Below are 21,056 nucleotides of genomic sequence, written 5' to 3' on the forward strand. Positions count from 1 at the left end.
CGACACAGTGGAGCACAGGCATGGCGACGAGCAGCACCCCGCGTACTCACCAGACCCGCAACAACACCAATTCCAACGCCAAAAGGGTTTCCATCGAGGCGCTGAACGCACGGCTGGCCGACGGCATCGACCTCGCCCTCGCGATCAAGCAGGCCCATTGGAACCTGAAGGGACCGCAGTTCATCGGCATCCACCTGATGCTGGACGGCTTCCGTGCCGAGATCAGCGACCTCAACGACAAGGTAGCGGAGCGGGCGGTTCAGCTCGGCGGTACGGCCCTGGGAACGGCGCAGGTCGTGGCGGGATCGACCAAGCTCCCCGCCTACCCGACCGGCATCTATGCCATCGCTGACCATATCGCCGCGCTGATAGACAGCTATGCCGTGTACGCCAACGCCGTGCGCGAGAACATCGACGAGACCGATGAGGCGGGAGACCCCGACACCGCCGACCTGTTCACGGAAGTGTCCCGCGCCGTCGACAAGCAACTGTGGTTCCTCGAAGCCCACGTCCAGGAGCCGACAGGCCAGATGCGGGACGGCGACGCCCGCAGCTGAGTTGTGTGCCGCCTCTCCGTGACCGACCGAACGGGGGCGGCTACGGTGCTCATCGACGAGCGATGCGCTCGGCAGGTCGGTCATCCCCGACACCCAAGCCGCGACCTGCCGAGGCTGCGCGGGAGCTGACCCAGCGTTGCCTGCCCCGCGAGCGACGGGCGTCCCTCAGCCATGACCGGGATTCCGCCGACGCCTCGCGGTCGAAGCAGGGCGGCCGCATTACCGCGCAACTCCATGGCGCGGATGCGCTGGCTGCGAACCAGTACGCACAAGGTTGGAACGTGGATGTCCCCGGGCCTGCATACCGCCAGGTCCACCAGGGCTTCGGCATGAAACTCACGCCCGACTGCCTCGTCCAGCAAGCGGCGCATCGAACCGTATTCCCCGTCGTGCATCCCGATCCACGTCGCTTCGCGGTCCAAGTGAGCCGGGCCCGCTGCCGCGGAGATGTCGACGCGACCACGGCTAGTCAATTCAATCACGCTACGACAGGCCTTGCCGCCACCGCTTTGTCACGGCATGGGGCGTCACGCCTATACCGAAGTGGGCGGGCGTCATCTTCCCCGCCAATCTATCGACCAAGGAGAGCTTGCGTGGAGCGAGCCGCGAACCTGACTGCGGACGACTTCCGGGCGCTCGCCGACGCGCTGCCGCAGATGGCCTGGGTCGCCGAGCCGAACGGCGACATCATCTGGTACAATCGGCGCTGGTACGACTACACCGGCACCACCATCGAGCAGATGCGCGGCTGGGGCTGGCGCGACGTCCACCATCCCGACCATGTCGAGCGCGTCGTTGCGCTCATCAGCGAGGCGTTCCGCACCGGCGAGCCGTGGAAGGACACTTTCCCGCTGCGCGGCACCGACGGCGAGTACCGTTGGTTCCTGTCGCTGGCCGCACCCTACCGCGGTCCGGACGGCGCCATCCTGCGCTGGTTCGGCACCAACACCGACATCACCGAGCGCAAGGGCTTGGAGCGCCGCCTCGCCCGTCACGCCATCGACCTGCGCCGCTCGAACGAGGAACTGGAGCAGTTCGCCTACGTCGCCTCCCACGACCTGAAGGCGCCCCTGCGCGGCATCGAGAACCTTGTCGGGTGGATCGAGGAGGACCTGGAAGGCTCGCTGACCGGCGACGTCCAGACAAACATGGAGTTGCTGAAAAGCCGTGTGCGCCGGCTGGACAGCCTGCTTGACGACCTCCTGGCCTACTCACGGGCCGGGCGGGCTGATGCGACGATGGACACGGTGGACACGAAGTCCCTCGCCGATGAGCTCGCCGTGCTGGTAAGCCCTCCAGAAGGCTTCGCCATCACGGCAGATGCGTCCCTCCCGACGTTACAGGCGGCGCGTGCACCGCTGACCCAGGCCTTGCAGAACCTCATCGGCAACGCCATCAAGCACCACGACCGGCCGGCCGAGGGGCACATCCGGGTCGAGGCGAGGCCGGCAGGGGACGTGGTCGAGTTCGTCGTGACAGACGACGGCCCCGGCATTCCCGAACAGTTCCGCGAGCGCGTGTTCGGCATGTTCCAGACGCTCAAGCCCCGCGACGAGGTCGAGGGCAGCGGCATGGGGCTCGCCATCGTGCGCAAGCTGGTAGACCGTCAGGGCGGGAAGGTCTGGCTCGCCGACGGGCCGGACGGGCGCGGGCTGGCGGTGCATTTCACGTGGCCGCTCGACGGCCGGAAGGACGGGCGGATGGGATCGACGGTTAACATCCTGCTGGTCGACGACGACGAGGTCGACGTGCAGGGGCTGAAGCGGGCGTTCAAAAAGAGCAAGATCGGCAACCCGATCACGGTCGCCCGCGACGGCATCGAGGCCCTGGAGATCCTGCGCGGCCAGAACGGGCGCGAGCGCCTGCCCAAGCCGCACCTGGTCCTGCTCGACCTGAACATGCCGCGCATGAACGGCATCGAGTTCCTGGAGGCGGTGCGCGCCGACGAGGACCTGCGCTCGGCGGTGGTGTTCATGATCACCACGTCGAAGGCCGACGAGGACCGGATGCGTGCCTACGGCCACAACGTCGCCGGCTACATCGTGAAGCGGGACCCGGCCAACACCTTCATGGAGGCGGTGGCGCTGCTGGAGCACTACTGGAAGGTCGCCGAGTTTCCTGCATAGTCGACCCGTGACGAATCCGACCCGCATCCTGCTGATCGACGACGATGCGGTCGACCGTGCGGCCGTGCGCCGGGCGCTGCGCAAGTCCGGGCTCAAGCATACGCTGACCGAGGCGTCGGGTGGCGAGGAAGGCCAGCGCCTCGCCGCCGAGATGGCCTTCGACTGCGTCCTGCTCGACTACCGCCTTCCGGGTATTGATACCTTCGCACTGCTCAAGACCCTGCTCGCGGCGGAAGGCGATGCGCGGGCGGTGCTGATGCTGACCGGCGAGGCCGACCCGGAGCTCGCGACACGGCTGATGCGGGCCGGCGCGCTGGATTACCTCGACAAGGCCGAGGTCACGCCGTCCGGCCTAGCCAGGGCTATCCGCTACGCCGAAGCGAGGCGGGCCTTTCAGGCGGAGCTTGCCGCCGCGCGGCGGGAGGCCGAGGCGAAATCCCTCGAACTCGACACGCTGAACCGGCAGAAGTCCCTCTTGTTCTCGATCATCGCCCACGACCTGCGCAACCCGTTCCAGGCCCTCCTCGGGCTGTCGGAGGTGCTGGGCAAGGCTGTCGCGGCCCGCGACCCCGCCTCCATCGAACGGCGAGCGAAGGGCATCCACGAGGCGGCGACGCAAGCCTACGCCCTGCTGGAAAGCCTGTTCTCCTGGGCGAGCCTGCAGATGGACACGATGGCGGTCACCCTGACCGACGTCGACCTCGACGCCGTGACCAGTGAGGTGGTGCGCGGCGCGGCGGAGGCCGCCTCGGACAAGGGTTTGAAGATCGAGGTTTCCTGTGGCGGGATCATCGTTCGCGCACAGCGGGACATGCTGACCACGGTGTTGCGCAATCTCGTCGGCAATGCCGTCAAGTTCACGCTGCCCGGCGGGACCATTTCCGTCACGGGCCGCCAGGATTGGGACGACGTCGAGATCTCCGTTACGGACACCGGGGTCGGCATGCCGCCAGGCAAGGTCGACGACCTGTTCCGGCTGGACAGGCGGACCACCACGAACGGCACGGCTGGCGAGCGGGGAAGCGGGCTCGGCCTGCTGCTGTGTCGGGACCTGGTCGAGCGACAGGGCGCCGTGCTGACCGTGACGAGCGCCGTCGACCGTGGCACGACCTTCCGGTTCCGTCTGCCTGCACCGCTCATGGCCAGACAGGTCCCCGCCTCCGCCGCATCGACTTCCTGAACTCCTCCAACGCCCCTGGCCTTTCGGAGGTGACGAAACGTCCGTCGCCCCGGGAAAAAGTCGCGCCTCCTTGGACGACTTTGGCTCCACTCGTCAGGTATCGGACTTCTTCGCGCCAGGAAATCCGCTAGTTCGCAACCCGACGACCAGCGCTGCGACCATCCCCCCGTGAACATCCGCCCTTCATCGACGGCAACTTGCTGCTCGAAGCCCTCGATGCCGACGACCGCAACCTGCCGGCTCTGCACGCCGAGCGGCGCGAGGTCGAACGGGGCGACGTCCTGTTCCGTGCCGGCGACGACGTCAGCCACGTCACCTTTCCGGCTCACGGCTGCGTCGTCATCCTGGTTGTGCCGCTCATGGACGGGAAGTCCGTCGAGACCGCCACGGTCGGTCGCGAAGGCGCCATGCGCGGCGTCGTCAGGCATGGATACCTGCCGGCGTTCGGGCAGGCGGTCCAGGTCGGCGGCCCGGTCGTCCGGATCGACGCCGCGCGCCTGTCCGAGGCCAAGCAGGCCTCGAAGGCCATCCGCGACCTGTTCGTGCGCTACGCCGACTGCCTGCTGGCGCAGGTGCTGCAGTCGGTCGCCTGCAACGCCGCCCATACCATCGAGCGACGCTGCCTGCGCTGGCTCCTGACCCGGCAGGACCGCCTCGGCACGCCCGACTTACCGGTGTCCCGTGAGATCCTAGCCGACATGCTCGGGTGCGCCGCGCCTACCTTACGGAAGTGCTCGGGCGCATACATCGGGAGGGTTTGATCGAGATCGGCCACCGGCGCCTGACGCTGCCGGACCGTGCACGCGCGGAAGCCGCGTCCTGCGAGTGCCATGCCGCCGTCCGACATCACCGCATCACCATCGAGACCGCCAACCGTTGGATCGACGAGGCCGGCGGCCGCCAGCACGACCTCGCGCCCGGCCAGTACCTGGGCGTCTGCGTGACCGACACCGGCACCGGCATGGCCCCGGACCTGATCGGCAAGGTGTTCGAGCCGTTCTTCACGACGAAGCCCACCGGCGAGGGCACGGGCCTCGGCCTGTCCATGGTCTACGGCTTCGCCAAGCAGTCCGGCGGGCAGGTGCGCATCTACTCCGAGGTCGGCGAGGGCTCGACCGTCTGCCTGTACCTGCCGCGGCACTACGGCGAGGCCGACGAGGACGAGGTCGTGCGCAGGCTCGCCGAGGTGGAACAGGCGGGCCAGGGCGAGACGGTGCTCATCGCCGACGACGAGCCCTCGGTGCGGATGCTGGTTACCGAGGTGCTGGAGGATCTCGGCTATACCGCCATCGAGGCGGCCGACAGCGTCGCCGGCCTCAAGGTGCTGCAGTCGGACGTGCGCATCGACCTGCTGGTCACCGACGTCGGTCTGCCAGGGGGTATGAACGGGCGCCAGATGGCCGATGCCGGCTGCGAGCGTCGCCCAGATCTCAAGGTGCTGTTCATCACCGGCTACGCAAAAAAATGCCATGCTCGGGAACGGTTACCTGCGCCCCGGTATGCAGGTCCTGACCAAGCCGTCCGTGCTGGAAACCCTTGCCACCCGCATCAAGGATCTCATCGCCGAGAGTTAGTCTCCCGCGCATGCGCCGACCCCTGATCGCCGCAGCGGGTCAGATTCCCGCGTACCAAGCGTAGCCCTGGTCTTCCCAGTATCCGCCCTTGCCCTCGCCGATGTCGGCGAAGCTCTCCACCACCTCGATGCGCATCACGTACTTGGCTTGCTTGTAGCCGAGGTTGCGTTCGAGGCGCAGCCGCAGGGGAGCGCCGTTCGCCACGGGCAGGGTCTTCCCGTTCAGCTCGTAGGCGAGGATGGTCTGGGGATGGAAGGCGTCCACGAGGTCGATGCTCTCGTAGTAGCGAATGGGCGCGTCGTTGCCAGTGGAGCTTCCCTCGGCGGCCTGCTGGCCTCCGGAATCCCGCTTGTCCTCACCCCCGCCCGATTGCTTCGTCATCGCGGGGTTGGCGTTGCCGCCGGACGAGGCGTCCTCCGTCCCGTCACCCTCGGCGCCATCGTCCTCGCCCTGGTCCATCGTGTCGGCGCAACGGAACACGACGTAGCGCGCCTGCGGTTTCAGCCGTGCCCGGTCCAGGATCTCGGACAGTGGCACGCCGGTCCACTTGCCGATGCAGCTCCATCCCTCAACGCAGTCATGCCGGGTGATCTGCGTCCGGGAAGGGAGCTTGCGCAACTCGGCCAGGGAAAGCTTCAGCGGGGTCTCGACGAGGCCGCACACCTCCAGCCGGTAGTCCGCGAACTTGCGCCGCTCCAGCGCCTTGTAGGCCCGGTCCGGCGGATCCTCGGTGCCGTTCGGCTTGAACCACGGCGAGATGTCGGCCTCGGCGTACTCGGGCGCGAGCGTTCGCTCCGTGAGGAGCAGCCGCTGCACGAACAGGTTCGCGTCCTCGCCGGCCTTGAGCGTGCGCCGGAACCAGTCGGCCTCGCCGAGGCGGTCGCAGCCTCCGAGCATCGCTGCTCCGGCCGCGGCGGTGGCGCCGAGCAGGAGGGAGCGTCGGCTGGGCTTCCGGGTCATGCCCGGTCTCCCGCGCGGTCCGCCGATGCGGGCTCGACCTTGCGCTCAATCACGAACCAGCCGGTGAGCATGCCGCGCATGTTGTTCCAGAACCCCGAGAGCACGACCAAGGCAACGTGGACGACCACGAACAGAACCAGCAGGGCCGCCACGACGAAATGGACCGTGCGGGCCGACTGCCGCCCGTCGAACAGGGTCAGGAGGAACGGGAACGCCGCGTCCATGGCTGGAGACATCGCCAGCCCGGCCAGAACCTGCATCGGCAAGAGCACGAACAGCACGATGGCGTAGGTTAGCTTCTGGATGACGTTGTAGCGCTTGGCCTCGTCGCCTTGCGGGAAACGCAGGGTCACGTGCTCCCACACCGAGGCGGCGAAATGCCGGACCTGGTCGCGCTGCGGGACGACGCGAAAGCGAAGCTGGCCGCTCAGCAGCCCGTACAGGAGGTACAGGGCGCCGTTCAGGACGAAGGCCCAGGCGAAGAAGAGGTGCCAGGAGCGCCCTCCCGTGAGGTCCTGATCGCTGGGAAGCGTCAGCCAGGAGGGGAAGCCGCGGTCGGCCGGCTCGCCGTCAGCGCCGGGCGAGGAGCCTAGCCAGCCGGTGGTGTCGAGGCTGTGGCCTAGCAAGGTCGTGACGCCCTTGGGCGGGTCGTCGTCAGTCGAGGTCATCGACAGCAGCGGGTGATCGAAGGTCGAGACCTTGCCCCAGTACAGGGCCGGGTGGGCGTTGAAGATCTGCAGGCCGCTCATCAGCAAGACGAGCAGGCACAGGGCGTTGACCCAGTGGGTGATCCGGATGACGGCGGGGTGCCTGAACATCCAGCGCCGATGCTCGACCTCTCCGGTGTCGGGGGCGGAGCGCGTCAGGTAGGTGCGGGGCACAAGGGCGGCTCGTCCTGAGGACCGAGGGGCGCGGCGACCGGACCGAGGGTCGGGCCGCCGCGTTCGGGATGGCCGCTTACATGCGGTTCATCATCATCTTCCGCTTCATCATCCGGCGCTTCATCATCTTCTTATGCATCATGCGCTTCTTCATCATCATGCGCTCGCTGTGCGTCATGCGGACCTGCGTGATGCCTGCCGGGCCGGCCTGAAGGCCGTTCGGGCCCATCGGGGCGGCCGAGGCGGCGCCAGTTCCAAGCGCGAGGCTTCCGAGGACCGAGGCGGTGAGCGCGAGGGTGGTGATCTTCATTCGGTATCTCCTTTACAGGGTAGAATTTCCCTTTCGCACAGTGGAGCAAGAAGGGAAATACGTCACAAGTTCCTGATTTATCGAATTAATTTCTTTGATTAGTGGCCTATGGGCGCAACTCTCCGGGCGCCGGGGCGAGGCGCCGCGCCACGCCCCAACCGGGCGTACCCCGACCTGTACGGAGGCTCGCCGCGGAAGGTTTCAGGGGGCGGGAATAATCTGGTCCCGGGCATGAATGGGGTTGTTGGCATTTTACACCCTATTGGCATCACGGACGGGAGCGGACCGGAAGCCGAGCAGCTTGACCTGCGCTGGCCTGTTACTGAATGGAGCGGACTAACCTTCCTTCTGTTGCCTCGCCACCGACAAGGGGACGGCTTCCTCCCCGGCCGGATCTGGGGGATTCGGGCAACCGCGGCACCAAGAAGGCGCGACCGCGAACGTCGCGTGGGCCGGTGCGTTCTCCCAAGGCCAGGCTGCGGACGGGAATAGAGTTGGCACAGGTTCCTCGACGAGCGGACAACACGGCTGCGGCGGGTCCCGCGGCAAGGGCAAGGGCCATGTCCCGGGCGCTCGCCTACTTTGGCATCGCGGTCTCGATCACTGTCGCCTCGGGCTGGGCGTTCCGATTGCCTCTCCTGACGACGATCCTACCGGGCGAGGCGCCGATGGTGGCGCTGACCGCCCTCGCGGTGCTGATCCTGTCGGTCTCGTTGCTGCTCTCGGCCCAGCCCGAGGGGCGAGAGGTCGACAGGTCTGTGGGCCGCTGGCTCGCCGTCGTCGCCGTCGCGGTGGCCGCCGGCGGAGGCATCCAGTACGCCAGTCCGCACGGTTTCCGGCTCGACGACTGGCTGCAGCGGCTCGTGTCAGGCCCGCTCGGGCCGGACAACGGGATGTCGCTCGCGACCGTGGCCTGCGTCCTGGGGGCCGCGGCCGGTATCATCCTCGGCGACGCGCGAGGCCGGACATTCACCCGCCTCGGCGTGGCGACGGCTGCCTTCGCCTTCGTCGCCGCCGCCGTCGGCGGCCTGGGCTACGTCTACGGGGTCGGCGCCCTCCATCAGGGCGGCCCGTTCTCGCGCATGTCGCTGCTCAGCGCCCTGGCCCTGGGCCTGCTGTCGGCCGGGGTGTTGCTCTCCAGGCCGCACGGGCCGTGGGTCGCGACCGTACTCCGCGGCGGCGAGGTCGCGCGTGTCCTCCTGCCGGCCGTCGTGGTCGCACCGCTGCTGCTCGGGGCGCTGGAGATCTACGCCGTCCGTTCGAACCTGCTGGAGCCCGAGACCGGGACCGCTCTCCTCGTCACGGTGCTCGCGATCTGCCTCGCCGCGCTCGCCCTCCGCCTCGCGCGTGACGTCGAGCGGCGCATCGTCGGAGAGAGACGGCTCAGGGATGCTCTCCAGGCCATGAACGAGGCGCTTGAACGGCGGGTGGAGGAGCGGACCCGCGACCTCGCCCAGGCGCAGGACGCCCTGATCCAGGCCCAGAAGATGGAGGCCATCGGGCAGCTTACCGGCGGCGTGGCCCACGACTTCAACAACCTCCTGACCATCATCCGGTCGTCGGTCGAGTTCCTCCGCCGGCCGAACCTGCCGGAGGAACGGCGTGTTCGGTACATGGACGCCGTGTCCGACACCGTGGACCGGGCGGCGAAGCTCACCGGGCAGCTCCTCGCCTTCGCCCGGCGGCAGCCGCTGAGGCCCGAGACCTTCGACGTCGGCTCCCGCCTCGTCGGTCTGGCCACGATGCTGGACACCCTGACGGGGGCCCGCATCCGCGTCGTGACGACCAAGCCCGAGTGCCCCTGCTTCGTGCACGCCGACGCCAGCCAGTTCGACACCGCCATCGTCAACCTCGCAGTGAACGCCCGCGACGCGATGGACGGCGAGGGCACGCTGACCCTCACCCTGTCCTGCGGCAGGGAGAAGCCGGCGATCCGCGGCCACGCTGGCCTGTCGACGCCGTTCGTAACGCTCGGCGTCGGCGATACCGGCGCGGGAATCGCGGCGGAGAACGTGGCCCGCATCTTCGAGCCGTTCTTCACCACCAAGGAGGTCGGCAAGGGCACGGGCCTCGGCCTCTCCCAGGTCATCGGCTTCGCGAAGCAGTCCGGCGGCGACGTCGACGTCGCGAGCGTCGTCGGTCATGGGACCACGTTCACGCTGTACCTGCCGCAGGGCCAAGAGGCGGTCATGGACGTCGCCGAGGACGCCGTCCATGACGACGCACAGGCCGACGACGAGGCCCGGTGTATCCTGGTGGTCGAGGACAACGTGGAGATCGGGCGCTTCTGCACGCAGATCCTGCACGACCTGGGTTACGGCGCGATCCTGACGGAGACCGCGGAGGCGGCGCTCGCGGAGATCGAGGCGGTGCCGTCCCGCTACGACGCGGTGTTCTCGGACGTCGTCATGCCGGGAATGGGCGGCTTCGAGCTGGCGAAGCGGCTGCGGGAGACTCACCCCGGCCTGCCGGTGGTCCTGACGTCCGGCTACAGCCACGTGCTGGCGCAGGACGACGCCCACGGCTTCGACTTGGTGCGGAAGCCCTATTCCGCCGCCCAGGTCGACGGTGCCCTACGTTCGGCGACGCGCCGTCGACGACGCGCGCGCGCACTCGGCATCCATGCGGGAGATGAGCTCATGACCACCTCGAAGCCTCGCCTCGTCGGGCTGAACCACGTCGCGCTTGAGGTCGGAGATATCGGGGAGTCACTCGGGTTCTACCGGGCCGTGTTCTCGTTCGAGCTCCGGGGCACCCATGAGGATGAGGCAGGCCGCACGGTCATGGCCTTCCTCGACATGGGCGACCAGTTCCTCGTCCTGTCGGCCGGGCGGGAACAGCCGGCCGACACGGAGCGGCATTTCGGACTCGTCGCCGATGATCGGACCGGCGTCATGGAACTCGCCGAGAAAGCGGGTGCGAAGGTCCTGGACCGCCCATTCAACTTCCTCGACCCCTGGGGCAACCGCCTGGAGATCGTCGCCTACCCGGATGTCCAGTTTACGAAGGCGGGCGAGATTCTCGGAGGCATGGGCCTGAATCTCGGGAAAGGCGATGAGGCGTTGGGGGAGTTGCGGCGCAAGCTGTCTTCGCCTCCGGCACGCGCCGAAGATTGAAGGCGTGTTTTTCGGGAAAGGCGGGCATCGGATCACCCGCATAAGCGATGGACGGTCGCAGGTCTCCTGGCGCGAACTACAAGAACGATGGCCCCATCCACATACGGAAAATGGCGACCGAGGGGCTGTCAGTCGCCCCTTTCGTTTCCATCCTGACGATTTGGCCTCGAACCTCCGATGACTCCGCAATGCCTCAGTAACCGTAGCCGTAGGCCCGGCAACCGTACCTATAGTTCGGCGCGTAGCCATCACCGGCGTATGAATTTGCGTCATCGACACGCGAAGCCGGTCACCGCCTCCTCGCGAGTATCCGGTCCGCCGTACGCAACGCGACCGCTTGGATCGTGAGCGAGGGATTGACCCCCCCAACCGTCGGGAAGACCGAACCGTCGCAGACGTACAGGTTCGGGATGTCCCAGGACCGGCAATCGGCATCGACCACGGAGGTCCGCGGGCCGGACCCCATCCGGGCGGTGCCGTTCAGGTGGCAGGTGTCATCACCCTGGTCCCAGACCTCGCGCCCGCCCGCGGCCGATAGGGCCTCGCGCATGAACTTGAGCGCGTGCCGGTTCAACGCCTTGTCGTTGTCGCACCAGGAGTAGGTGATGCGCGCCACCGGCAGCCCGTACTGATCCTTCACGTCCGCGAGGGTCACCCGGTTGCGCTCCTGCGGCATGTACTCGGAGACGACCTTGAGCCCGGCGACGTGGTTGTAGCGCTGCATCTCCGAGACGAGCGCCTCCCCCCACAGGCCGTGCGCCGAGGCCTGTGTGTTTGCCCAGAGCTGCGGCAGCGGCCCCTGGCTCATGTAGGAATAGCCACCGAAGAAGTCCTTTACGAAGGGGCCGTGACCCTTGTCGTCGTAGTTCCAGTGCTCGCTGATCGCCAGAGATGGCGGGCCCTTGTAGCTACGGATCTCCTCGCCGAAGACGCCCCAGACCGCTTGGTTGCCCTGGACCATCAGGTTCTTGCCGACGAGGCCCGAGGAGTTGGCGAGGCCGTCCGGGAACTCCTGGTTCGCCGAGTTCAAGAGGAGCCGCGGCGTCTCGATGGCGTAGCCCGCCACCACGACGTTCTTCGCGCGTTGAAACCGCCACTTCCCCTCGCGGAAGTAGTGGACGCCGGTGGCGCGCCCATTCCTCGTCTCGATCCGCCCGACCATGGCGAGGTCGCGGATCTCGGCGCCCGCCTTCAGGGCGCGCGGCAGGTAGCTCACGAGCACGCTCTGCTTGGCGTTGGTCGAGCAGCCCAGCGTGCAGAAACCCCGGTAGACGCAAGGCGGTGCGTCGCCGTGCGGCGCCGAGACCGTAGCGAGCGGCGTCGGCGTCCAGTTGATGCCCATCGCCTCCGCGCCCCGGGCCAGCACCTTGGCGGCGGCGTTGATCTCGTGCGCACGGCGGTGATAGCGGCGACGGTGCGGTCCCCATGGGTAGGAGACCGGGCCGGAGATCTTCAGGTCGTCCTCGACCTGATCGTAGTAGCGCCACATCTCCCGCCAATCGAGCGGCCAGTCGGCGCCGTAGCCCATCAGGGTGCGGGTCTTGAACCATTCCGGTCGGAAACGCAGGGCGACCATGGCGTAGTGTACGGTCGAGCCACCCACCGCCTTGCCGGAATTGTTCGAGCCCATCTGCAGCGGGTTCTCGCCGTCGACGATGCGCTCGTCCGTCCAGTAGAGCTTGGACTGATGGCTCTCGTCCGAGGCGAAATCCTCCAGCGGCCGGAAATACGGTCCGGCGTCGAAGGCCACCACCGACACGCCACCCTCCGCGAGCCGGCAGGCCAGGGTGCCGCCGCCCGCGCCGGTGCCGACGATGGCGAAGTCGACCTCCTCCTCGTCCCGGTGCTGGCGCATCGGCACCCATTCGCCGATCCGCATGACGTTGGGCGCGCGGCCGTCGCGGGCGCGGGGATGGTGCTCCGGGTCGTCGCCGGGCGTGGCGTGCTTGGGGTTGTCGGCGGCGTTGCCGAGGCCGGGGATGCGCATGGACGGAGGTATCCTTATCGACCGACCCGAAGGTTCTCTTGGTAGGCCTCGTCCTCGCGGCCGGGCTTGGCCTCGGCGGCCTCCCAGGGGTCGCGGCGGTCGAAATCCATGCGCACGTAGCCGCGCGGGCTCGCCGGGCCGCCCCAGCCGATCTCGTTCCAGGCCGTGGGGTGGGCGTAGTACGCCTTGACCACATCGGCGAGGACGCGCTGGTGGAAGAACAGCTTCGAGGGCATGCCCTCCCAGACCGCACCGGTCAGGTCACCCTTTTCAGCAAGCTTCAGAAGCTCGTCCTGCGCCCAGGCGCCGAGTTCGTGGAAGCGTGCCCCGAACCGTGCCCGTGCCTCGGCATCGAGGGCGCGCAGTCCCAGGCGCCATGCCTCGCGCTCCCCGGGCATTTCGGCGTTGCGGTAGCCGTCGCGGGTATCGGTCGCGAGCTTGTGGTCCACGAGGGCGGCCACCGGAACCGGATCCCCCGGTCGGCGGGTTGCGGGACGATCCGCTCGGCCAGCGACTTCATCGCCGACCATTCGGCCTCGCCGAAGAAGCGGCGCGTCTCAGGTCCGATGGCGAGCCGTTCCTCCAAAACCTCGCGGGTCTTGGCGTTCCAGGACGGGCCGTCGCGCTTCGCGAGCACGTCGTAGCCCGGATAAAGGTCCAGTCTCGGACGCATGATGATCTTTCGGGTCAGAAGCGGAAGCGGCTGCGTTCGATGAGTTCGAGGGCCGCGAGCCCCCCGAGCGCCACCCCCGAGAAGGAGGGCGGGGCCGGCAGAGGCGGCCCGTCGATGAGGTTCTGGCGCCAGTTGGACCAGCCGCCCATCATCCGGGCGACGCCGTAGCCGTGGAACGCGACGCCACCGACGCCCATCGCCGAGACCGCCCACATCCCCCACTTGGCGCCCGATTGACTCGCTCCCTCCGGTTTGGTCGCGGCGCGGACGAGAAGGGCGGCGGCAAGCGGCGGCAGGGTGACGGGAACGAACATCGCCGGGTTCTGGAAAGCACCCCGGAAGTGAAGCAGCCCGGCCTCCAGGGTCGTGCCGGCGAGCATGCCCGCCGTGGCGACTGCAAGGGAGCGCCCCGCCGGCAAGCCACCGAGCCGCGGCTCGTCGGGGTCGGCGTCGCGCACGCGCTCGGCGATGACCCCGAGGACGCCGGCCAGCGTCAGAGCCATCGGCGCGCCGATGGGGGCGGAATAGAACAGGTTCTGGAAGGAATACCCACCCTCGCGCTTGCCGACGTTGTAGGCGTGGAAGCCGAAGCCGATCAGCCCTGTCAGGCCGGCGAGCGCCTGCACCCCGTGCCGGACGCGGGAGCTGCCGGGGTCGGTGTCGCCGGCCCCGTGCAGGGACGCCGCCAGGATGACGCTGGACACGACGATGGGCGTGTACATCGCCCGGTTGAAGAACTGGCCGCGGTAGTGCTCCAGGCCGGAATCGAACAGTACCGAGGCGGCGAGCATCGCCGAGGCGTGGTTCAGGCGCTGTGCCGCGCTCGCGGTGACCTCGCGCCCCCGCGGGCTGTAGCTGCGGCCGCCGGCGGCGTGACCTAGGGGCTTGGAACGCCCGGCGGCGAACCAGGTCAACAAACCGGCCCCCGCCGCCACCGCGGCGAGGACCACCACCGGGTGGACGGCCGCCTCAACTCTCACAGGTGCGACGCGCCGCTTCATGCCTGGCGCATGTTGACGTTTCGGCGGGGGTGGGCCGCGATCAGACGGCATAGGCATCGGCATCCCGGGTCTTGAGGGTGAGGCCGTGTCCCGGCCGGGTCAGATCGGGGGTGATCACGCTATCGCGCGGTGCGGGCGCCCCGTCGAACAGCATCCGCTCGATGCGGACGTGGTCGTGGAACCATTCGAGGTGTCGGAAGCGGGGAGCCGCAACCGCCACCGGGAGGTGCAAGGCGGGGGCGCAGTGGCCGGACAGATCGATATGCGCCGCCTCGCACAGGGCCGCGATCTTCAGAAACCCGCTGTAGCCGCCGCAGCGGGTCACGTCCGCCTGGGCCACGTCGACTGCCCCTACGTCGAGCAGTCCACGCAAATCGTTCAAGGTGTAGATGTACTCGCCCGCGGCGACTTCGATGCCGGCAGGCGTAGAGGCACGGACGGAAGCCATACCTGCGGGATCGTCACTGGACACGGGTTCCTCGAACCACGCCACGTCGTAGCGGTGTGCTTCGTGCGCAAGGGCGACGGCGCGCTTCGGGGTGAAGGCGCCATTGGCGTCGATGAACAGACGTGCATTGCCGATGGCTGCCTTCGCCACCGCCATGCGCGCCGGGTCGTGCTCGGGAGCGCTGCCGACCTTCATCTTCACCGCCCGGCAGCCGTCTCGCTCGACCCACCCGGCAAGCTGCTCGCGCAACTGCCGGTCGCCGTAGCTCGTGAAGCCGCCGCTGCCGTAGATCTCCGCGTGTTCCCGCGCCTGCCCGAACAGGCTCGCCAGGGATACGTCGAGGAGGCGTGCCTTGAGGTCCCACAAGGCGGTGTCCAATGCCGAGATCGCCGTGGCGGCCAGCCCGGAGCGCCCGAGGTTCCGCACGGCGCCCCACAGCACGGCATTGGCCCGCGGGATGTCGAAGGCGGACAACCCGGTAAGACGCGATGCGAGCGTGCCTACAATCAAGCGCGCGACACTGGCGTCGGTGTAGCTGTAGCCGAGGCCGGTCTCGCCCCCGGCCTCGACATGGACGACAACGAGCGTCGTCCTGTCCCAGCTGAACGTCCCGTCCGCCTCCGGCGCGTCGGTGGGAACGGTGTAGGCTCGCGCCCGCACCGTTCCGATCCTCGGATCGTCATGCATGCCGTAGAAGCCGTCCTACTTGCTGCCCGGTAGGACGGAACTCAGCACCTGTCGGGCGGTGTCGACAAGGAGATGACGCTCCTTCGGGTCGCCCTTGCCGAGCATCGACATGAAGTTCTGCACCTGCTGGAGCGTGAAGAACGGCGGCAGCGGCGGCACCTCGGGGTCGGTCTTTACCTCCAGCACCACCGGCACGGGGCTCGCCAGCGCCTCGTCCCAGGCCGCCCCCATGCGCTGGGGATCATCGACGTAGATGCCCTTCAGGCCGATCAGCTCGGCGAACTTGTGATAGGGCACGTTCGGGATAGTCTGGCTCGCCTCGAACTTCGGGTTGCCCTCCATCACCCGCTGCTCCCAGGTCACCTGGTTCAGGTCCTCGTTGTTGAACACGCAGCAAATCCAGGTCTTGTTCGACCAGCGATGCATGTACTTTGAGACCGTGATCAGTTCGGCCATGTTGTTCATCTGCATGGCGCCGTCGCCGACCAGCGCGATCACCGGCCGGTCGGGATGGGCTACCTTGGCGGCGATGGCGTAGGGGACCGCCGCGCCCATGGAAGCGAGGCCGCCCGACAGCGAGCACATCTGGCCGCGGCGCATCTTCAGGTCGCGGGCGAACCAGTTGGCGCAGGACCCGGAATCCGAAGTGATGATCGCCCGCTCGGGCATGCGCGGCGAGAGTTCCCAGGTGACGCGCTGCGGGTTGACCGGGCTGGCCTTGGCCATCGCCCGGTCCTCGGCCTCCTTCCACCAGGAGACCATCCCCTTCTCGATGCCGGTGCGCCAGGAGCCACCCTCCTTCTTCTGCTCCAGCAGCGGCAGCAGGGCACGCAGGGTCTCGGCGGACTCGCCGCAGAGCGGCACCTCCATCGGGTACCGCAGCGACAGCATCTCCGGTGAGATGTCGATCTGCACACCGCGGGCCTGCCCCTCCTTCGGGAGGAACTCGGCCCAGGGAAAGCCGGAACCGATCATCAGGAGGGTGTCGCAGTCCTCCATCATGTCCGAGGACGGCTTGGACCCGAGCAATCCGATGGTGCCGGTCACGAACGGCAGGTCGTCCGGCAGCGCCGCCTTGCCGAGCAGCGCCTTGGCGACGCCGGCCTGAAGCTTATTGGCGACGGCGATGACCTCGTCGGTGGCGTGCAAGGCGCCCGCACCGACCAGGATCGCGACCTTCTTGCCGGCGTTCAACACGTCGGCGGCGCGGCGCAGATCGGCGTCGAAGGGCACGACCTTCGGGGCGGTGTAGCCCACCCCGGAGAAGGTGTTGCCGTGCTTGCGTACCGGCTCCTCGTAGGGAACGTCCTGCAGGTCGTTCGGTAGAATGATGGCCGAGACCTTCCGTTCGGCCTTAGCGATCCGCATGGCGCGGTCGGCGATGTGGCGGACCTGCGCGGGCGAGGACGCCTGCTGCACGTAGGCCGAGACGTCCTTGAAGACGCTCGTGAGGTCGAATTCCTGCTGGTAGTGGGCGCCATTGACGTTGCGCGCCTGCTGCCCGCAGATGGCGAGAAGCGGCACGTGGTCGAGATGGGCGTCGTACATCCCGGTGAGCAGGTGCGTCGCGCCGGGACCGGAGGTCGCCATGCAGACGCCGACCTCGCCGGTGAACTTGGCGTAGGCCGCGGCCATGAACGCCGCCATCTCCTCGTGGCGGACCTGGATGAACTCGAACGGCAGGTCGTTGCGCTGGAGGGCGCCGAGCAGGCCGTTGATGCCGTCGCCGGGATAGCCGAAGATCTTCTTCACCCCCCACTCGGCCAGGCGCTTCCAGAAAAAGTCGGCGACGGCTTCGGCCATGGCGGATCCTCGGAATAGGTATTGGTGCCGCCCGCTGGGCGAACGTGGTCGGGGGCGGCATGGGATGAAGCCTGCGTGTACCGGCACACGGCTTCCTTAGTCCGAGGCCAACCTCGCGTGGGAACCCAGGTTCCTAGGAGTTTCCGGAGCGTTCTGACGATGCCGTGATTTCACCCCGATCTACTGGGCGGCGAGGTCCAGGGCGTACAGGTGCTGTTTGGACGTGATGAACAGCCGTTGCTGCTCCGGGGAGAAGCAGAGATTGGAGCACACCTGAGGCGTGGGAATCAGTCCGAGCCGGTGCCCCTCCGCGGAGAGGACTTGAACCCCTGCCTCCGAGCTCGTCCAGATCCAGCCGCGATGGTCCACGCGGAACCCGTCCGGCACGCCGGGCTCGACCTCGGCAAAGACCCGCGGTTCGCCCAGGGTTCGGTCATCCACGACCGCGTAGGCGTGGATCGTGTGCCCGTCACCGCCCTCGGTCCGTGAAGTGTCGCTGACGTACAGGGTGTGCCCGTCCGGCGAGAAGGCCAGCCCGTTCGGTTGGCCGAGGTCGGCCATGCGCCTGACGGAGCCGTCCGCCGGGTCAAATCTGTAGACGCTGTGATGGCCCAGGTCGGACGCGGCCAACACCCCCTGCCTGGGTAGCCGTAGCCCATAGGCTGGATCGGTGAACCAGAGGGCGCCGTCGGCGGCGCAGACCACGTCGTTCGGAGCGTTGAACCGGCGGCCCTCGTAGGTCTCGACCAGGGCCTCGTAGTGTCCGTCCGGGGATGTGCGTGACAGGCGGCGGTTGCCGTGCTCGCAGTGGATGAGGTTGCCGTCCCGGTCGACCGTGTTGCCATTGATGAACGGGGTTGCGTCGATGACGACCCGCACGCAGCCGTCGGCGTGCCAGCCAAGCACCCGGCGCCCCTCGACATCGGACCAGACCAATATGTCCCGCGCGGGCCACCAGGTCGGCCCCTCGCTGAAGACGGCCTGATCGTAGAGCGAGACGAGACGGGCGTGGTAGGGCACTACCTCGGTGAAGCGCGGGTCGGACGCCCGGGGTGGATCGACGTGGTGGACGGGCTCGGGCGGACCGGGTCGCCGCAGCAGATTCGACGCGGGTTCAGCGTTCATGATCCCTCCCTGATCGAAGTTTTAGGGCACCTCAGTGGGTGCATGTCTCGAACGGTTAATCCCTCCGGGTTGATGTCGTTCTCCCGCCACCCCCGGCTGACTTGTCGGGTACGACCTAAAGAATGCGGGATCGCCGAAGATCATGAATCAAGAAAAACGCCGATCTTTTCGATGACGACTGCAGCCGGCACCTTGGGGCTAGGTTACTGTCGGCGCACGTCCCGAAGGTCGAACGCAATCGCGAACCTCGTCTTCAGGGCGGCATGGAGACCATTTTAGAAATGGGTGCCCAGCTAAACGCAAGCCCGACCGTGGAATATCGTTCCGTAGCGTCGCCTCATGCGAATGGCCGATCGCAGCTGGTAGCGTCCACTTACGGGATATTGTCAGAACCATCTGAATGACCGGGATGGGCGCGAAGACGAATGTCCGGTGTTGCGCGCTCCAGCGGTACGGCGTGACAAAGTGGGGCCGAAAGCGACTGGTCCGCTTCGGAGAACTCCCGCGGGAAAAGCGGACAGCCTCCTATCGACCCAACTGCGCCGTAGAAGCAGTCCGACGTCGTTCTCGAAAGCAGACATCGAAACTGGGCTCGCGCCGCCAAGGTACTCTTATGAGTGTTCGCCTTCCGAACTAGCGCCCCCACTCGATCAATCCACAGTCTGCATCTGGACGACACTGCCGAGTTCACCGGGCTTGCCCGAGACCACCACGAGGTAGCGCCGGCTAGCGCCGGCATCCGTGCGGGTGACCTGTCGGATCGGGCCGATCGCGTTGACGATGGCCGCGCCGGCCGGGTTGGTCATGAAGGCGGCGAGCGGCTCCAGGCCGGTCGCTCCCTTCGGATTGGCGGCGAGCGCCAGCACGAAGGGCATTTTCGCGGGCAGTCCTGTGACCGCGGCCTGTAGCGTTTGCAGCACGCCTTGGTCGAACAGGGTGACCTGCGTCGCCGGCTTGTCATCGGAACCGGTGAGCGTCAGCGCGCTGGTCTTGCCGGCAGCACCCAGCGGCTGGAGGTTCTGCTTTCCGTCGCCCTCCGGCACGGCGTTCGGGACGTAGGCGACGCCCTGCGGACCCTGCCCGATCGGCACCTCAGCGATCACCGTGTTCGACGCCGTGTCGATCACCGCCGCCATGTCGGCGTTCTCCAGGCCGACATAGACGCGGCTGCCGTCGCCCGAGGGCCAGAGCCCGTGCGGCAGGGCGCCGGTCGCGATGGTGGCGACCTGAGAGAAGTCGTCGGTGCGGAACACCTTGAGCTGGTTCAGGCCGCCGATCGTCACGTAGGCGAACTGGCCGGCCTTGGTCGAGACGATGTTGACGTGGTTGGTGATCGGCCCGGTCTCGATCGTCTTCAGCGGCGCGAAGGGCGGACGCGCCGAAAACACTTGGGTGCGGCCGACATCCTTAAGGGTGAACCACACCTGCTTGCCGTCCGGCGTCGCGGCGATGTCGGGGCAGAACGGGCTCTCTTGCTTCACGCGGCCGACGATGGTGTGGGTCTTGGTGTCGATGACGACGGTCTCGGGGCTGAAGCTGGAGCAGACGTAGCCGTAGGCGCCGTCCGGCGAGAAGATCGTCATGCCGGGCCCGTTCGGTACGGTGATCCGGCGGGTCTCCTTGGCGGTGGCGGCATCGAGCACCGCGATATGGTCCTCGCCGCGCACGCTCACCCAAACCTCTCGGCCGTCCGGCGTGAAGAAGGCTTCGTGCGGCGAGCGGCCGACATAGGCGGTGTGGCGGACCGCGTTGGTCGCCGTGTCTATGAAGCTCACGGAGTTCGAACCGATCGAGACCGCGAGCAGGGTCCTGTGGTCCGGCGAGAAGCCCATGCCGTGAACCAGAAGCTGCCCGCGATAGAGCGGGCTCAGGTTCATCGGCGTCGGGTCGCCGAGCCGGATCACCCCGAGCAGGGTGTTGGCGGCGGGATCGACCACCGAGACCGTGTTGGAGAACTGGTCGGAGGTGTAGAACCGATCCTTGCCGCTAACCGGCACGTCCGGGGCGGAAGCTGCGCCCGGGGCCTGCCCGGCGAGCGCCGGGCCGGAGAGCAGCGCGAGGGCGAGGATAGTCAGGGCGGTCTTCATCGGCGGGTCTCCGAGGGCATGGCGGCGGGGGCTGCACTGTGGTCGTGGGAATGGGCCGCACCAGTCGATGGCTGCGGCGCTTTAGGAAGACTGGCGAGCGCACGGCGCATCACATCGATCTCCTGGCCCTGCTCGACGACGATTCCTTGCGCGAGGCGACGCAGGACCGGATCCTTGCCGTAGAGCAGCTCCGCCTTGGCCATCGCGATCGCGCCCTCGTGGTGGGGGATCATCATCGCGGCGAAATCGCGGTCGGGATCGCCCGAGGGCGGGACCATCATGTCGGCGTGCATCCGCGTCATCGACTGCGCCATCATCGCGTCGAACGACGTTGACGACGCGGCCGGAGGCTCGCTGGCGGCCAGCGTCGGGCGCATCATCATCCGGCCGCCGACGAGGCCGCTCGCCATCAGCGCCGACGTCACGGCAAATCCCAGTGCTCCGCGCATGCGGCCTCCTCGCGATCCGGTATCAATGGAAGGGATGCCAGAGGACCGCCTTTATTCCGCGGCGGGGCCGAAAAAGCGTTCGCGCCGATGGG

General features: G+C 67.7%; 16 protein-coding genes and 1 pseudogene. 6 read left to right on the forward strand and 11 right to left on the reverse strand.

Features of this window, described 5'->3' with window-relative positions:
• Window positions 1–20: 20 nt before the first annotated feature.
• The 5 genes and pseudogenes from dps to M6G65_RS17700 all read left to right on the forward strand — a co-directional run.
• On the forward strand, window positions 21–557 hold the full coding sequence (dps, locus tag M6G65_RS17680; protein WP_043074865.1) for a DNA starvation/stationary phase protection protein Dps: 537 nt from the start codon (window positions 21–23) through the stop codon (window positions 555–557).
• Between the two features lie 593 nt (window positions 558–1,150).
• The gene (locus M6G65_RS17685) at window positions 1,151–2,683 is read left to right on the forward strand and encodes an ATP-binding protein (RefSeq protein WP_250102645.1); all 1,533 of its coding nucleotides are present in this window, start codon (window positions 1,151–1,153) and stop codon (window positions 2,681–2,683) included.
• A 7-nt stretch (window positions 2,684–2,690) separates the two neighbouring features.
• Window positions 2,691–3,863, forward strand: coding sequence for a hybrid sensor histidine kinase/response regulator (locus M6G65_RS17690; RefSeq protein WP_071000266.1), 1,173 nt, complete (start codon window positions 2,691–2,693; stop codon window positions 3,861–3,863).
• Window positions 3,864–4,060: 197 nt separating this feature from the next.
• On the forward strand, window positions 4,061–4,624 hold the full coding sequence (locus tag M6G65_RS17695; RefSeq protein ID WP_071000265.1) for a Crp/Fnr family transcriptional regulator: 564 nt from the start codon (window positions 4,061–4,063) through the stop codon (window positions 4,622–4,624).
• A gap of 89 nt (window positions 4,625–4,713) precedes the next feature.
• Window positions 4,714–5,437, forward strand: a pseudogene (locus M6G65_RS17700) (ATP-binding protein); the annotation flags it as partial.
• Window positions 5,438–5,476: 39 nt separating this feature from the next.
• On the opposite strand, the gene M6G65_RS17705 reads toward M6G65_RS17700, so the two are convergent.
• The 3 genes from M6G65_RS17705 to M6G65_RS17715 form a co-directional block, all read right to left on the reverse strand.
• Window positions 5,477–6,397, reverse strand: a complete 921-nt coding sequence (locus M6G65_RS17705) for a molybdopterin-binding protein (RefSeq protein WP_043074860.1) — start codon at window positions 6,395–6,397, stop codon at window positions 5,477–5,479.
• On the reverse strand, window positions 6,394–7,278 hold the full coding sequence (locus M6G65_RS17710; protein ID WP_236961835.1) for a cytochrome b/b6 domain-containing protein: 885 nt from the start codon (window positions 7,276–7,278) through the stop codon (window positions 6,394–6,396). The genes M6G65_RS17705 and M6G65_RS17710 overlap by 4 nt, the downstream gene beginning before the upstream one ends.
• Window positions 7,279–7,354: 76 nt before the next feature.
• Window positions 7,355–7,588, reverse strand: a complete 234-nt coding sequence (locus tag M6G65_RS17715; RefSeq protein WP_043074859.1) for a hypothetical protein — start codon at window positions 7,586–7,588, stop codon at window positions 7,355–7,357.
• 560 nt (window positions 7,589–8,148) lie between these two features.
• Here M6G65_RS17715 and M6G65_RS17720 point away from each other — a divergent pair.
• On the forward strand, window positions 8,149–10,704 hold the full coding sequence (locus M6G65_RS17720; protein ID WP_250102646.1) for an ATP-binding protein: 2,556 nt from the start codon (window positions 8,149–8,151) through the stop codon (window positions 10,702–10,704).
• A gap of 289 nt (window positions 10,705–10,993) precedes the next feature.
• On the opposite strand, the gene M6G65_RS17725 is transcribed toward M6G65_RS17720, so the two are convergent.
• The 8 genes from M6G65_RS17725 to copM form a co-directional block, all read right to left on the reverse strand.
• Window positions 10,994–12,691: a GMC family oxidoreductase gene (locus M6G65_RS17725; RefSeq protein ID WP_250102647.1), complete on the reverse strand. Its 1,698-nt coding sequence runs from the start codon at window positions 12,689–12,691 to the stop codon at window positions 10,994–10,996.
• A 14-nt stretch (window positions 12,692–12,705) separates the two neighbouring features.
• The gene (locus tag M6G65_RS17730) at window positions 12,706–13,152 is read right to left on the reverse strand and encodes a gluconate 2-dehydrogenase subunit 3 family protein (RefSeq protein ID WP_347710453.1); all 447 of its coding nucleotides are present in this window, start codon (window positions 13,150–13,152) and stop codon (window positions 12,706–12,708) included.
• A gap of 226 nt (window positions 13,153–13,378) precedes the next feature.
• Window positions 13,379–14,365: a hypothetical protein gene (locus M6G65_RS17735; protein WP_250102648.1), complete on the reverse strand. Its 987-nt coding sequence runs from the start codon at window positions 14,363–14,365 to the stop codon at window positions 13,379–13,381.
• 40 nt (window positions 14,366–14,405) lie between these two features.
• Window positions 14,406–15,500, reverse strand: a complete 1,095-nt coding sequence (locus tag M6G65_RS17740; RefSeq protein ID WP_071000262.1) for an enolase C-terminal domain-like protein — start codon at window positions 15,498–15,500, stop codon at window positions 14,406–14,408.
• Window positions 15,501–15,515: 15 nt separating this feature from the next.
• A complete protein-coding gene (locus tag M6G65_RS17745) occupies window positions 15,516–17,303 on the reverse strand; it encodes a thiamine pyrophosphate-requiring protein (protein ID WP_250102649.1) in 1,788 nt (595 codons plus the stop codon).
• A 180-nt stretch (window positions 17,304–17,483) separates the two neighbouring features.
• Window positions 17,484–18,428, reverse strand: a complete 945-nt coding sequence (locus tag M6G65_RS17750; protein ID WP_043074855.1) for an SMP-30/gluconolactonase/LRE family protein — start codon at window positions 18,426–18,428, stop codon at window positions 17,484–17,486.
• A gap of 650 nt (window positions 18,429–19,078) precedes the next feature.
• Window positions 19,079–20,515, reverse strand: coding sequence for a YncE family protein (locus M6G65_RS17755; RefSeq protein WP_007557737.1), 1,437 nt, complete (start codon window positions 20,513–20,515; stop codon window positions 19,079–19,081).
• The gene (gene copM, locus M6G65_RS17760; RefSeq protein WP_007557739.1) at window positions 20,512–20,964 is read right to left on the reverse strand and encodes a CopM family metallochaperone; all 453 of its coding nucleotides are present in this window, start codon (window positions 20,962–20,964) and stop codon (window positions 20,512–20,514) included. The genes M6G65_RS17755 and copM overlap by 4 nt, the downstream gene beginning before the upstream one ends.
• Window positions 20,965–21,056 lie beyond the last annotated feature (92 nt).

The organism is Methylobacterium tardum (assembly GCF_023546765.1).
GTDB lineage: Bacteria > Pseudomonadota > Alphaproteobacteria > Rhizobiales > Beijerinckiaceae > Methylobacterium > Methylobacterium tardum.